The organism is Streptomyces sp. NPDC060028, from assembly GCF_042736725.1.
Taxonomy (GTDB): Bacteria; Actinomycetota; Actinomycetes; order Streptomycetales; family Streptomycetaceae; genus Streptomyces.
Genome location: NZ_JBHWVJ010000034.1, coordinates 66026 through 80548, shown reverse-complemented (window position 1 = coordinate 80548; position 14523 = coordinate 66026). Strand labels below are relative to the sequence as shown.

The following is a 14523-nucleotide window of genomic DNA, read 5'->3' as shown; positions in this document are numbered from 1 at the left end:
CCCCTACCCTCACTCAAGCAACCCGCCCGCGCGGGCCCCGCCGCCGGCCCCCCACCCTCGCGGGGGGGGGGGGGGCGCCCCCGCCCCCCCCCCGGCGCCCCGTCGTGTTCTCAGACCCCGGCCAGCAGCTTGCGGAGCAGGCCGGTGAGCACCTCTGCCTCCGCGTCGCTCAGCCCGGCGAGCCCGGCGCGCTGTACCTCCAGGCCGGCGGAGACGGCTTCGTCGATGAGCGCGAGCCCGCGGTCGGTGATGGTCACCTGGAGCCCGCGCCGGTCGTGCGGATCGGGCTTGCGGCAGAGCAGCCCGGCCTTCTCCAGCTTGTCCAGACGCCCCGTCATGCCGCCCGTGGTGAGCATCAGCGTGGCCGACAGCTGCCGGGGTGAGAGCGTGTACGGCTCGCCGGAGCGGCGCAGGGTGGCCACGACGTCGAACTCCCCGCGCGAGATGCCGAAGCGGGCGTAGGTCCGGTCCATCGCGTCGCCCATGGCCTTGGCGATCCGGTAGATCCGCCCGAAGACGGCCATGGGGGCCGTGTCCAGGTCGGGGCGCACCGCGTACCACTGGGCGGTGATCGCGTCGACGGCGTCCTTCTGGTCGTTCATGGCTGGAGTATCCGGCTTCCGCTCGGTCGTTCGCAAGAAAGTAGCTTGACGGAAAGTAGCTTAGAGGTAAGCTACTTACAAGCAAGCAACCACTGGGGGGACATCATGAAGCCGGGTGCATCGGTGCGGGAACCGCGGGTCGAGGGGGAGCGGTCACTGCTCTTCGGCATCGGGATCAGCGCGGTCGGGATCGGCATGTACGTCCCGTTCTCGCTCGTCTTCTTCCACCACGTCACGGGCCTGTCCTTCACCCTCGTCGGCCTGGTCATGACCGTCACCGGGGTGGCGGGACTCGCCTTCATGCCGCTGGCCGGCTCGGCCGTCGACCGGTTCGGCGCCAAGAAGGTCAACCTGGCGCTCTACGGGATACGGGCCCTCGGCTTCGCGCTCTACCCCCTCGCCGGCTCGCTGCCCGCCTTCGCGGCCGTCGCCCTCGTCACCGCCCTGGCCGACCGGTCCTTCGCCGTCGTCCAGCAGTCCCTGATCGGGGAGGTGGCGCGCGGCGCCGCCCGCGACCGGCTCCAGGCCGCCATCCGGGCCCTGCAGAACGCCGGGATGGGCGCGGGCGCCCTGCTCGTCTCCGCCGTGCTGGCACTGTGGGGCACCGGCGCGTTCACCTACACCGCCTGGGGCAACTCGCTGGCCTTCGCCCTCGCCGGGCTGCTCGTCGCCCGGGTCCGCCCGGTCCGTGACGCCGAGGCCGCATCCGCCCGGCGCGCGTCCGCCGGATACCGGACGGTCCTGCGCGACCGGCCCTTCCTCGGGCTGACCGCCGCCAACTTCCTGACCGCGCTCGGCTACTCCGCCCTCTCCGTCCTCTTCCCGCTCTACCTCTCCACCTGGCTGAAGGCCCCCGACTCCCTCACCGGAGCCGCCTTCACCCTCAACACCGCCCTGTGCGCCGGGATCGGCGTGCTCGTCGCGGGCCGCGTCCGCCGCTCCGGTGCCCGCCGCACCCGCTCGGCCGCCCTCGGCGCGCTGCTCTTCGCCGCCGCCTTCGTCGGCCAGATCGTGCTCGGCACCGTGCGCCCCGGGCAGAGCGCCACACTCGTGGCCCTGCTGGCCGTCGTGGTCCTCTACACCCTCGGCGAGCTGGTCCACAGCCCCTCCGGCGGCGCCCTGTCGGTCTCCGCCGCCCCCGAAGCCGCCCGCGGCCGCTACCTGGCCACCTACCAGCTCTCCTACTCGCTGGCCGGCGCCCTCGCCCCCTCCCTCTTCACCGCTCTGCTCGCCGTCGACGGCCGCCTGCCCTGGGCCGTGCTCACCGTGGCCGCCCTCGGTGCCGCCCTGGCGCTGGTCCGGCTGGAGCCGCACCTGCCCGCCGATGCCGTGCACGCCGAGCCCCCGGCCGCCGCCCCGCGCCCGCCGGTGCCCGTCGCGGCCTGAGCCGCCGTCCTGTCCCGCGTTCCTCACCTGCCCGAGGAGTCACCCGCCATGAAGCGTTTCGCCACCGTCGCCCTGACCGCCCTGGCCCCCGTCTCCTGGGGCTCCACGTACGCCGTGGCCTCCGAACTGCTGCCGCCCGACCGGCCGCTGTTCACCGGCGTCATGCGCGCCCTGCCCGCCGGACTGCTGCTCACGGCCCTCTCCCGCACCCTGCCCAAGGGCGAATGGTGGTGGAAGTCCGCCGTCCTGGGCGCGCTCAACATCGGAGCCTTCTTCCCGCTGCTGTTCCTCTCCGCCTACCGGCTGCCCGGCGGGGTCGCGGCCGTACTGGGCTCCGCGGGCCCCCTGTTCGTCGTGGGACTCGCCGCCCTCCTGCTGGGCGAGCGGGCCCGGCTGCGGACCGTGCTCGCCGCGGTCGTGGGGGCGCTCGGCGTCAGCATGGTCGTCCTGACCGCCCAGGCGCAGCTCGACCTCGTCGGCATCGTCGCCGGTGTCGTCTCCTCCGCCTCCATGGGCGCCGGCACCGTCATGACCAAGCGCTGGGGGCGCCCCGAGGGCGTCGGCCCGCTGGCCATGACCGGCTGGCAGCTCACCGCCGGCGGGCTGATCATCATCCCGATCGCCGCCCTGGTCGAAGGGGCGCCGCCCGCGCTCGACGGCAAGGCCTTCCTCGGCTACGGCTACATGATGCTGATCAACACCGGCATCGCGTACTGGCTCTGGTTCCGCGGCATCGGCCGGCTCACCGCCACCTCGGTCACCCTGCTCTCGCCGATGTCCCCGCTGACCGCCGCCGTCATCGGCTGGGCGGCCCTGGGGCAGGCACTCACGCCGGTGCAGCTGCTGGGCATGGCGATCGCCTTCGGCGCCACGCTCGTGGGTCAGCTGACGGTGGGCGCACCCCGGCCGCCGAAGGCGGCACCGTTCAGTTCTGCTGAACAAACTGATCGAAACATTTCGATGGACCTGACGGATGAGCGGGTGCGACGGTAGGTCTCACCACCCGCCAGACCGACCCCGAGGGGGAGACGCACAGTGGCCGTCATGGACCGCGCCCGTACCGTTTCGCAAGCCGAGCCCACCGCCCGGGGCACGGGGAAGAAGGGGGCCGCCGGACTCGGTGTGCTCCTCGCCCTCCTGGCGACGGTCATCTGGTCCGGCAGCTTCGTCGCCACCCGGGGGATGGCCGACACCGTCCCGCCCGTCCAGGCCGTCTTCTGGCGCTGGATCATCGCCACCGTCGCCGTCGCCCCCTTCGCCGCCCGGCAGGCCTGGCAGCAGCGGGCCCTGATCCGGCGGCACCTCGGATTCATCGCCCTCGCCACGCTGTTCGGCGTCACCCTCTACAACACGCTGGTCCACCAGGCCGGTCTGACCACCTCCGCCGCCAACATGGGCATGATCATGGCCGCCTCGCCGGTCATCATGGCCCTGTACGGCCGCCTCGGCGGCGAACGGCTCGGCGCCCGGCGCACCTTCGGGCTCGTGCTCGCCGCCCTCGGCGTGCTGCTGCTGGTCGGGGACGGCTCGCTCGGCTTCGACTTCGGCGCCGGCGACCTGTGGATGTTCGGTGCCGCGCTGTCGTTCGCCACGTACAGCGCGCTGCTCAAGCGCAAGCCCGCCGAACTGGGCGGCCTGGCGTTCCTGATCACCACCTTCGTCCTCGGCGCGCTGATGCTGGCCCCCGCGTACGCCGTGTCCCTCACCGTCCAGGGCGGCTTCGAGGCCACCACGGGCACGGTCGGACCGCTGCTCTACGTCGGGGTCTTCTCCTCCGCCGTCGCCTTCTTCGCCTGGAACAAGGCCGTCTCGGTCATCGGCGCCGCCCGCGCCGGGGTCGTCTACTACCTCCAGCCGGTCTGCGTCGCGGGCCTCGGCTTCCTGCTCATCGGCGAGCGGACCGGTCCGGCGCAGCTGCTGTGCATGGCGCTGATCCTGGGCGGCGTGGGGCTCGGTGCCCGGCGGTAGGTTCGGGCCCATGACCGAGTGGGACATCAAGAAGCTGCGGATCCTGCGGACCCTCGCCGAGCGGGGGACCGTGACCGCGACGGCCGAGGCGCTGCACATGACGCCCTCGGCCGTTTCGCAGCAGCTGACCAACCTGGCCCGGCAGCTGGGGGTGCCGCTGCTGGAGGCGCAGGGCCGCCGCGTCCGGCTCACGGCCGCCGCCCACCTGGTCCTGCGGCACGCGGAGGCGGTGTTCGCGCAGCTGGAGCGGGCCGACGCGGAGCTGGCCGGGTACCTCGGGGGAGAGGCGGGGGAGGTACGGGTCGGGGCCTTCTCCACCGCCGTGCCGGCGCTGGTGGTCCCCGCCGTGGCAGAACTGCGGCGCACGCACCCCCGGGTGGAGGTACGGGTACGGGAGACCGAGGCCGCGCAATCGTACGAGCTGCTGTCCGCCGGGGGCGTGGACCTCGCGCTGTCCCTGGCGGCGCACGCCCCGACCGCCCGGGACGCGCGGTTCACCCGGGTCACGCTGATGGAGGACCCGCTGGACGTGGCCCTGCCGCCGGACCATCCGCTGGCGGCCGCGCGGGACCTGCGGTTGGCGGACCTGTCCCGGGACCCGTGGATCTACGGGGGCAGCGGCCCCTGGTCGGAGATCGCCCGGGGCGCGTGCGAGGCGGCGGGCTTCGTCCCGGAGCAGGCGCACTCGGCGTCCGGCTGGACCGCGATCCTGGCGATGGTGGGGGCGGGGATGGGGGTCGCGCTCGTCCCGCGCATGGTGTCGAGCCGGGCCCCGGGGGTGGCGGTGCGGGTGCTGTCCCACGACCGCCCGACGCGGCACGTCATCGCGGCGATCCGCCGCGGCTCCGAATCCGCCCCGGCCGTCTCCCACGTCCTCGCGGCCCTGACCGCGGCCGCGGCCGCCCGGACGTAGCCCCCGAAGGGGCTCCCGGGCGGGGGGTGGACCCCCGCCCGGGAGCCAGGGGCGTCAGGCCCGAGCGGCAGCGGAGTCGGCCGACTGGGCCCGCAGCGCCCGCTCGACGCCCGCGCGGGACTCCGACACCAGACGCCGCAGCGCCGCGTTCGGCTCGGCCGCGGCCAGCCACGCGTCGGTCGCCGCCAGGGTCTCCTCGGAGACCAGCAGCGACGGGTACAGACCCACCGCGATCTGCTGCGCGATCTCGTGGCTGCGGCTCTCCCAGACCCCCTTGACCGCGGCGAAGTACTTCTCCGCGTACGGCGCGAGCAGCTCCCGCTGGTCGGTCTGGACGAAGCCGCCGATCACGGCCTCCTGCACCGCGTTCGGCAGCGAGTCGCCCTCGACGACCGAGGCCCAGGCCTCCGCCTTGGCCGCCGCCGTCGGCCGCGCGGCCCGCGCGGTCGCCGCGTGGCGCTCGCCCGCCGCCGTCGCGTCCCGCTCCAGCTCCGCCGCGATGGCCGGCTCGTCGCTGACGCCCGTCGCGACGAGGCGCTCCAGGAACGTCCACCGCAGCTCGGTGTCGACGGCCAGGCCCTCGACCTCCACGGAGCCGTCGAGCAGACCCGACAGGTACGCCAGCTGCTCCTGCGTACGGGCCGTCGCCGCGAACGCGCGCGCCCACGCCAGCTGGTGGTCGCTGCCCGGCTGGGCCGCACGCAGGTGCTCCAGCGTGGCCTCGGTCCAGGTGGCCAGACCCTGCTCCCGCCACGCCGGGTCGGCGTACAGGTCGATGGCCAGCTTCACTTGGCGTTGCAGCGACTGGACGACGCCGATGTCCGATTCCTTGCCGATGCCGGACAGCACCAGCGCGAGGTAGTCGCGGGTGGCGAGCTCGCCGTCGCGGGTCATGTCCCACGCCGAGGCCCAGCACAGCGCCCGCGGCAGCGACTCGGTGAAGTCGCCCAGGTGCGCGGTGACGTTCGCCAGCGAGACCTCGTCGAGGCGGACCTTCGCGTACGACAGGTCGTCGTCGTTCAGCAGCACGACGGCCGGGCGCGGCCGCCCGACGAGCGCGTCCACCGGGGTCAGCTCGCCGTCGATGTCCAGCTCGACGCGGTCCGTGCGGACGAGGCGCCCGTCCTGGAGGTCGTACAGGCCGACCGCGATCCGGTGCGGCCGCAGCGTCGGCTCGCCCTTGGCGCCGGCCGGCAGCGCCGGGGCCTCCTGGCGGACCGCGAACGCGGTGACGACACCGTCCTCGTCGGTGGTGATCTCCGGGCGCAGGATGTTGATGCCGGCCGTCTCCAGCCAGGCCTTCGACCAGGCGGTCAGATCGCGGCCCGAGGTCTCCTCAAGGGCGCCGAGCAGGTCGGACAGGCGCGTGTTCCCGTACGCGTGCGCCTTGAAGTACGCCTGCACGCCCTTGAAGAAGGCGTCCGTGCCGACGTAGGCGACGAGCTGCTTGAGCACCGAGGCGCCCTTGGCGTACGTGATGCCGTCGAAGTTGACCAGGACGTCGTCCAGGTCGCGGATGTCGGCCATGATCGGGTGCGTGGAGGGCAGCTGGTCCTGCCGGTACGCCCAGGTCTTCATGGAGTTGGCGAAGGTGGTCCACGCGTGCGGCCACTTCGAGCCCTCCGCGTACGCCTGGCAGGCGATCGACGTGTACGTGGCGAACGACTCGTTCAGCCACAGGTCGTTCCACCACTCCATGGTGACGAGGTCGCCGAACCACATGTGGGCGAGCTCGTGCAGGATCGTCTCCGCACGCACCTCGTACGCCGCGTCCGTCACCTTCGAGCGGAAGACGTACTGGTCGCGGATGGTGACCGCGCCCGCGTTCTCCATCGCGCCCGCGTTGAACTCCGGGACGAAGAGCTGGTCGTACTTGGCGAAGGGGTAGTCGTACGCGAACTTCTCCTGGAACCAGTCGAAGCCCTGCCGCGTCACGTCGAAGATCGCGTCCGCGTCGAGGAACTCGGCGAGGGACGGCCGGCAGTAGATGCCGAGCGGCACGGACTGCCCGTCCCGGCCCTCGTACGAGCTGTGCACCGCGTGGTACGGCCCGACGATCAGGGCGGTGATGTACGAGGAGATGCGCGGGGTCGGCTCGAAGGCCCACACCCGGTCCTTCGGCTCGGGCGTCGGGGAGTTCGAGATGACCGTCCAGCCCTCGGGGGCCGTCACGGTGAACCGGAACGTCGCCTTCAGGTCGGGCTGCTCGAAGCTGGCGAACACGCGCCGCGCGTCCGGCACCTCGAACTGGGTGTACAGGTAGGCCTGCTGGTCCACCGGGTCCACGAAGCGGTGCAGGCCCTCGCCGGTGTTGGTGTACGCGCAGTCCGCGACGACACGGAGCTCGTTGGCCCCGGCGGCCAGGTGCTGCAGCGCGATGCGGGAGTCCCGGAACACGGCGGCGACGTCGAGCGCCTTGCCGTTCAGGACCACCTCGTGGACCGCGGGCGCGACCAGGTCGATGAAGGTCTCGGCGCCGGCCTCGGCCGAGTCGAAGCGCACGGTGGTCTCGGACCGGTAGGTCCCGCCCTCCTGTGCCCCACTGAGATCGAGCTCGATCTCGTAGGAGTCGACGGTGAGCAGCTTCGCCCGCTGCTGCGCTTCTTCACGGGTCAGGTTCGTGCCAGGCACGCGTTCATCTCCTTTGATGGTGACGTTGCCCCGCCATCCTTCCACGCGGTCGGCGTCACCGCGGCGGAGTAATCCACGGGCGAACGCGACGTCCGATTCCCGCCGGCCGCAACCGCCCCTCACCCGCACCCTGGACCCATGACCACCGTGACACGCCACACCGTGCTCCCCATCGCCCCCGACGCCCTCGCCGGGCTGCGGGTCCGTGACGACGCCGGGCGGGAGTGCGTCCCGTACGAGGACGCCGAAGGCGGCGCACCGCTGCGCTGCTGTCTGCGGCGCAGCCGGCCCGGCGAGCGGATCGCGCTCGTCTCGTACGCACCGCTGCGGCGCTGGGCCGCCGCGACCGGCGCGCGGCCGGGCGCGTACGACGAGCAGGGGCCCGTCTTCGTCCACGCCGAGGACTGCGGCGGACCGGCCGGCGGCCGGGGATATCCGTTCGCCCGGCCCGGTGTGCAGCGCACCGCCCGGCGGTACAGCGCTCGCGGGCACATCCTCGGCGGCCGTGTCCTGACCCTCGGCGAGGACCCCGGCACGGAGCTCGGACAGGCTCTGGACGAGGCCTTCGCCGATCCGGAGGTCGCCCTCGTGCACCTGCGGGCCGCCGAGTTCGGCTGCTTCCTCTACGAGGTCCGCCGCCCGTGACGCGCAGGGGGGCGGCACCTGACGGCGCCGCCCCCCGGTCATGCGATCAGCGGGATCAGCCGCGCAGCTCCTCGGCCAGGAGCTCGGCGATCTGCACCGCGTTCAGCGCCGCGCCCTTGCGCAGGTTGTCGTTCGAGAGGAACAGCGCGAGGCCGTTCTCGGCGGTCTCGTCGGCGCGGATGCGGCCCACGTACGAGGCGTCCTTGCCGGCGGCCTGGAGGGGGGTCGGGATCTCGGACAGCTCCACGCCCGGGGCGTCCTTCAGCAGCTCATACGCGCGCTCCACGCTCAGCGGGCGCTCGAAGCGGGCGTTGATCTGGAGGGAGTGGCCCGCGAACACCGGCACGCGCACGCAGGTGCCCGCCACCTTGAGCCCGGGGATCTCCAGGATCTTGCGGGACTCGTTGCGGAGCTTCTGCTCCTCGTCGGTTTCGAAGGAGCCGTCGTCCACGATCGAGCCCGCCAGCGGGATCACGTTGAAGGCGATGGGGCGCTTGTAGACGCCCGGCTCCGGGAAGTCCACCGCGCCGCCGTCGAAGGTCAGCTGGTCGGCGGTCTCGGAGACCGCGCAGGCCTGGGTGCGCAGCTCGGCGACGCCCGCGAGGCCCGAACCGGAGACGGCCTGGTAGGTGGTGGCGACGAGCGCGGTCAGACCGGCCTCGTCGTGGAGCGGGCGCAGCACCGGCATCGCGGCCATGGTGGTGCAGTTCGGGTTCGCGATGATGCCCTTGGGGCGGTTCTTGATCGCGTGCGGGTTGACCTCGGAGACGACGAGGGGGACCTCGGGGTCCTTGCGCCAGGCGGAGGAGTTGTCGATCACGACGGCGCCCTGCGCGGCGACCTTCTCGGCCAGGGCCTTGGAGGTGGCGCCGCCGGCCGAGAACAGCACGATGTCCAGGCCGGAGTAGTCGGCCGTGGAGGCGTCCTCGATGGTGATCTCCCGGCCCTCCCACTCGAGCGTCGAGCCCGCGGAGCGGGCCGAGGCGAACAGCCGCAGCTCCTCCACCGGGAACTTCCGCTCGGCCAGGATGCCGCGCATGACTCCGCCGACCTGTCCGGTGGCTCCGACGATTCCGACCCTCACGGTGACTCCTTCGGTACGTACGACGCGGGCGCGCGTGGAGCCATCATGCGTTCGACCCCACGAGGCTTGTCCAATCCATTGTCCGAGGAACGGACGGTGTCCTGAATGCGAACCCCCGTGACGAGTCCGTGACGGGCGTGTTGCGGCGCCCCCGAACACCCGTTTTGCCTGGTCGCGGCCGGTTAGCGTCCGGTCTGTCGTGCCCGCTATCCGGACACGGCCGTCCGACATCCAAACCTGGGGAGGAACACCGTGCCCGCCATCCGCCACCGCCGCCGGTCCATACCGGCGCTCGCCGCACTCGCGGCCGCCGTCGCCGCACCCGTCCTGCTGACCGCCACCGCCGCCCCGGCGTCCGCCCACCCGCGCGAGTCCCGGCTCGCCAAGGAGCTGGTCGAGGGGGTCACCGCGCGCGGTGCCTACCGGCACCTGGCGAAGTTCCAGCAGATCGCCGACGCCAACGGCGGCAACCGGGCCGCCGGCACGCCCGGCCACGCGGCCTCCGCGGCCTACGTCCACGACACGCTGAAGAAGGCCGGCTACCAGGTCTCGTACCAGGACTTCGACATCTACGAGGCGCACACGAAGACCGAGAGGACCACCGTCCTCGGCCCCGACACCCGTGACCTGGCCACCGCCGCCTTCACCTTCACCAAGTCCACCCCGGCCGGCGGCCTCGCCGCCCCGCTCGCCCTCGCCCGGGTCGACGAGACCCCGGGCTGCGACGCGGCCGACTACCCGGCGGGTGCCTTCGCCGGGAAGATCGCCCTGGTCAAGCGGGGGGCCTGCACCTTCGTGGAGAAGGAGAAGGCCGCCGCGGCGGCCGGCGCCCTCGGCGTCATCGTCTACAACCACAGCGGCACCACCCCCGTCCGCGGCGGATTCTCCTCGCCCGCCGACGGCGTGATCCCGAGCGCGGGCATCACCCTGGCCGACGGCGAGGCGCTGACCGCGGCCGCCGCCCAGGGCGAGGTGACCGTACGCCTGGACCTGGACCAGGAGCACGTCAAGAAGACCACCCGCAATGTGATCGCCGAGACCAGGGGCGGCCGCTCCGACCGCGTCGTGGCGGTCGGCGCCCACCTGGACTCGGTCCCCGAGGGTCCCGGCATCAACGACAACGGCTCCGGCTCGGCGGGTCTGCTGGAGGTCGCCCTGAAACTCGCGGAGGAGGGTGCCGACAAGAAGGGCAAGGGGCCCGCCAACAAGGTGCGCTTCGCGTGGTGGTCGGCGGAGGAACTGGGCCTGCTGGGCTCCGAGCACTACGTCGCGCAGCTGTCGCAGAAGCAGAAGAAGGACATCGCGCTCTACCTGAACTTCGACATGATCGCCTCGCCGAACCCGGTGCAGTTCGTCTACGACGGCGACAACTCGGACAACGTCGGCGAGGGCGCGGGCCCGGCGGGCTCCGCGCAGATCGAGGCGCTGATCAACGGCTTCCTGGACAAGAAGCACAAGCCGCACGAGGGCAGTGACTTCGACGGCCGCTCCGACTACGGCCCGTTCATCGCGAACGGGATCCCGGCCGGCGGCACCTTCACCGGCGCCGAGGGCATCAAGACCGCCGAGCAGGCCTCGCGCCACGGCGGCACGGCCGGAGCCCCGTACGACCCGAACTACCACGGGGCGGGCGACAACCTGAAGAACCTGGACCTGGGGGCCTTCGACACCAACCTGGACGTGATCGCCCACGCGGTCGGCACCTACGCCGAGTCCCTGCGGTCGCTCGGCAAGTAGAAAGCCCGAAGGGGCGGTGCTCGTCAGAGCGCCGCCCCTTCGGTTCGGTCCGTACTACGGAAGGACCTTGTCGATCTGCACGCTGCCGGTGCCGGCGGCGGTGCCGCGGCCGTTGAGCAGCTTGACCTGGCCGAAGAACTGGCGGCCCGCGGGGGCCTCGCTGTTGACCAGGACGTTCGCCGAGACGTTCGCCGAAGCGCCGTTGGCGAGGTTCACCGCGGCGCCCTCGTCGACCTGGACGGAGCCCAGGGCGGCCGAGAAGAACACGTCGCGGTAGTCGTACGTGGTGGTGCCGGCCGGGATCGCGTAGCCGACCACCTTGACCGTGTAGGTGCCGGCGGCCGGGTTGACCAGGCTGACGGCCTCGTCGGAGTCGCCGTCGGCGGAGGAGCCGACCTTGACGCCGTCCTTGTAGACCTCGAGGTCGAGGTCCGCACCGGTGTCGGAGACGTTGCCGATCGCGACGTCGAGGCGGGAGACGCCCTCGCCGATCACGACCTCGCTGGTCTGGGTCTCACCGGCGGCGATGGTCGGCTTGGCGACCTTCGCGGAACCGAGCGGGCCGCCCTGGAGCTTGCCGCCGGAGATGGCCGCACCGTCGTTCTTGACGCTCCACTGGACCGGCGCCGGGGTGCCCTTCTTGACCTCGGGCAGGACCTTGACGGCGGGGTCGAAGCCCGCACCGAGCACCGAGACGTCCAGCTTGAACGGGTTGTCGAGCAGCGGCGACGTACGGCGCGACTCGACCTCGATCTCCCAGACGCCCGGCTGCGGGTTCTCGTACGAACGCAGGTCGGGGCGGCAGAGGTTCGCCGGGTTGTCGTAGTTCGGGTAGCACTGCGTCGTCGCGCTGTCCTCGACGCCCACACCGTACGGGTGGATCGAGATGAAGCGCGTCTGGCTGCCCGGCTTCAGACCGCCGAGGGCGACCTCAAGGGTCTTGGCGCCCGCCGGGACGGTGACGAAGTACGACTTGTGGGTGTTGCGCTGCACGGACGAGGTGTCCGAGTAGGCGAACGACGGCTTGGCCAGCGGGGTGGAGACGACGACCGTGGAGAGGATCTGCTTGTCGATGCCCTCGGTGGTCGGGTCGTCCAGCTGGAGGATGCCGCTGTGCACGCCGGCCGTCTTGGCCTTCGCCTCGACGCGGATGGTGACCGGCTTGTTCAGGGGCAGCGTCACGTAGTCGTAGTCGCTGAGGACCTTGAACGTGCCGTCGTTGTAGCGCCACGACAGCTTGTGCGGGGTGCCGTACTTGACGCCCGTGGTGCGGGTGACGACGACGTTGTAGACCTTCTTCTGGCCGACCTTGAGGCCGCCCTCACGGTCGTAGACGCCGGTGCCGAAGCCCGGGGTCTTCAGGAACTGGTCGATCGCGGTGTCGACCGGCGCCGAGACGGTGAAGTCGTTGGCCTGCGCGCCGCGCTGGATGGACTCCCACGCGCCGGGGATGTTGATCAGACCCGAGCCCTGGGCGTGCGCCGGGACGTCGTCGATCTTCTTCGCGGAGCTGGTGAGCGCGATGCGCAGGTTCGCCGGGGTGAGGGCGATGTGCTGCTGCTTCGCGGCCGAGATCAGCAGGGCGCTGGCGCCCGCCGCCTGCGGCGAGGACATCGAGGTGCCCTGCAGCATGCCGTAGCCGGCCGGGAGGTTGTAGCCGGCCTCCTTCACGGGCGCACCGGGCAGCCAGGTCTGGATCGTGTTGATCGAGGCGCCGGGGGCGGTGATGGTCGGCGTGAAACCGCCGTCCTCACGCGGACCGCGCGAGGAGAAGGGGAACATGTCGTACTTCTTGGTGACGCCGGAGCCGTAGTTGGCGGCCCAGGTCTCCTTGGAGACCGCGGCACCCACGGAGATGACCTTGTCCGCGAGACCGGGGTCGCCGATGGTGTTGATACCGGGGCCCTCGTTGCCCGCCGAAATGACGAGCTGGACACCGTAGGTGTCGATGAGGTTCTTGTAGAGCTCGGAACGCGCGTTGTTGCCGTCGTTCAGGGCCGGGAGGCCACCGATCGACATGTTGACGATGTCGACGCCGCGGTTGACGACGAGGTCGATCATGCCCTCGGTCAGCGCGATGTTGGTGCAGCCGCCGGACCAGCTGCAGGCGCGCGAGGAGACGATCTTCGCGCCGGGCGCCTCGCCGTTCATCTTGCCGCCGAAGAGGCTGTTGGCGGAGGTGATGCCCGCGACGTGCGTGCCGTGCTCGGACTCGATGATGCCGACGTTGACGAAGTCGGCCTTCTTGCCGACCCAGTCACCGCCCAGCGGGTCCATCGGGACGTCCTTGCGGATCTCGATCACGAACGGGATGCGCTCGGCGACGTCGGTCGCCGGGTTGTCCGTGCCGAAGTAGCCGATCTGGTAGCCGTCCTTGTACGGCTTCATCGGCTCGTTGTTCGTGAAGTCGCCGTCCTGGTCGGTGTCGACGCGGACGGTGCCGGCGGCGACGTCGTAGAGCAGGCCGAACCGGTCGGTGGTGTCCCCGTCCCGGTTGACGTCGCCCTTCATGTCACCGGTGGCGGTGATCGACTCGCTGAAGCGGCTCCACTGGAAGCTGCCCTCGGGAGCCTTCCAGCTCTGGCCGCCCGCGGTGAAGGTGCCGCCGGCGCTGGTGACCGGGGTGATCTGGGCGCGCCAGGTGGCGTCGCCGTCCGCGATCGGGTCGGTCGCCGTCACCCAGTCGACGATCTTGCGCTCGCCGGTGGTGGTCTTCTGGAGCGCCGGGTGCGAGACGTCGACGCCGGAGTCCAGGATGCCGATGGTGACCCCGCGGCCGTCGGCCTGCGGGTTGCTCTTCAGGAAGTCCAGCGAACCGGTCTCGAAGGACGGGTTGTACGGGTTCTTCGCGGGGGTGTTCTTGTCCGGACCCGGGTAGGTCTCGCCCGCGGTCTTGCGCGTGCTCCCCGTGTCCTTGCCGGCGTCGGGGCGCGGGTCGGGCAGCTGGATCTCGTGCCGCAGGTCGATGCCGTGCACGGAGGACAGCTTGGCGGCCGCCTTGAGGGCGGCCTCCGCCTTGCCGGTGGGCAGGGTGGCGCGGACGTAGCCGAGCTTGTCGTACGTCTGGCCCACCGAGGCGCCCTGGACGGCGTCGAGCTGGTCGGCCACCTGCTTGGTCTGGCCGGGGGCGGTCGCGACCATGACGGTGACGGTCGCGTCACCCTTGGCCTTGGCCTCCTGGAGCAGCTCGGCGTCCGCCGAACCGAGCTTCTGGTCGGCCGACTTGACGGCCGGCGTGGTGCCCGGGGTGCCCGGCTTGTCGGCGCCGGTTGCCGCGAAGACGGGTATGGCGCCGGTGGCCGCGAGGGCGGCCACCAGACCGGCCGCGGCTGCGACGCGCGCGACGCGTCTGGCCCCGGGTATGGAGCTGGGGGATTCGAGGGTCATCAGCATCCCTGGTAAGTGAAAGAAACGGTCCGGATTTCGGTGCCGGATGACCGGTCAGCTTTGCGCAAGTGACAGCTGTTTGGGGAGGGTTGTCATTGACCGATACCTGCCATGGCGGACACTCGCCAGTGCGGAGGAAACGCCAGAGGGGCCGTACCGTCATGAACCGG

10 protein-coding genes are annotated in these 14523 nt (G+C 71.8%); 6 read left to right on the top strand and 4 right to left on the bottom strand.

The features are described 5' to 3' along the window. Positions 1-110 precede the first annotated feature (110 nt). Positions 111-602, bottom strand: a complete 492-nt coding sequence (locus tag ACFWBF_RS19080) for a MarR family winged helix-turn-helix transcriptional regulator (RefSeq protein ID WP_385602853.1) — start codon at positions 600-602, stop codon at positions 111-113. Positions 603-707: 105 nt separating this feature from the next. On the opposite strand from ACFWBF_RS19080, the gene ACFWBF_RS19075 reads away from it, so the two are divergent. The 4 genes from ACFWBF_RS19075 to ACFWBF_RS19060 are packed head-to-tail and all read left to right on the top strand — an operon-like array spanning position 708 to position 4869. Further along, on the top strand, positions 708-1988 hold the full coding sequence (locus ACFWBF_RS19075) for an MFS transporter (protein WP_385602850.1): 1281 nt from the start codon (positions 708-710) through the stop codon (positions 1986-1988). Positions 1989-2036: 48 nt separating this feature from the next. Then, the gene (locus tag ACFWBF_RS19070) at positions 2037-2981 is read left to right on the top strand and encodes an EamA family transporter (RefSeq protein WP_385602847.1); all 945 of its coding nucleotides are present in this window, start codon (positions 2037-2039) and stop codon (positions 2979-2981) included. Between the two features lie 42 nt (positions 2982-3023). Beyond that, positions 3024-3956 (top strand): DMT family transporter, encoded by a 933-nt coding sequence (locus ACFWBF_RS19065; RefSeq protein ID WP_385602844.1) that lies wholly within the window; start codon positions 3024-3026, stop codon positions 3954-3956. Between the two features lie 10 nt (positions 3957-3966). Next, entirely contained in the window at positions 3967-4869 is a 903-nt protein-coding gene (locus tag ACFWBF_RS19060) for a LysR family transcriptional regulator (protein WP_385602841.1), read from the top strand. Positions 4870-4923: 54 nt separating this feature from the next. Here ACFWBF_RS19060 and pepN read toward each other — a convergent pair whose 3' ends face one another. Beyond that, positions 4924-7500 carry an aminopeptidase N gene (gene pepN / locus ACFWBF_RS19055; protein ID WP_385602838.1) on the bottom strand — a complete coding sequence of 859 codons (2577 nt, stop codon included), beginning with the start codon at positions 7498-7500 and terminating at the stop codon, positions 4924-4926. Positions 7501-7638: 138 nt separating this feature from the next. On the opposite strand from pepN, the gene ACFWBF_RS19050 reads away from it, so the two are divergent. Then, positions 7639-8145 (top strand): DUF1203 domain-containing protein, encoded by a 507-nt coding sequence (locus tag ACFWBF_RS19050; protein WP_385602835.1) that lies wholly within the window; start codon positions 7639-7641, stop codon positions 8143-8145. Positions 8146-8200: 55 nt separating this feature from the next. Here the strand turns inward: ACFWBF_RS19050 and ACFWBF_RS19045 are convergent, their stop codons facing one another. Next, complete coding sequence (locus ACFWBF_RS19045) at positions 8201-9229, bottom strand: aspartate-semialdehyde dehydrogenase (protein WP_385602832.1); 1029 nt, start codon at positions 9227-9229, stop codon at positions 8201-8203. A gap of 252 nt (positions 9230-9481) precedes the next feature. Here ACFWBF_RS19045 and ACFWBF_RS19040 point away from each other — a divergent pair, with 252 nt between their 5' ends. After that, positions 9482-10966 (top strand): M28 family metallopeptidase, encoded by a 1485-nt coding sequence (locus tag ACFWBF_RS19040; protein WP_385602829.1) that lies wholly within the window; start codon positions 9482-9484, stop codon positions 10964-10966. Positions 10967-11020: 54 nt separating this feature from the next. Here the strand turns inward: ACFWBF_RS19040 and ACFWBF_RS19035 are convergent, their stop codons facing one another. Further along, a complete protein-coding gene (locus ACFWBF_RS19035; RefSeq protein ID WP_385602827.1) occupies positions 11021-14353 on the bottom strand; it encodes a S8 family serine peptidase in 3333 nt (1110 codons plus the stop codon). Positions 14354-14523: the final 170 nt, after the last annotated feature.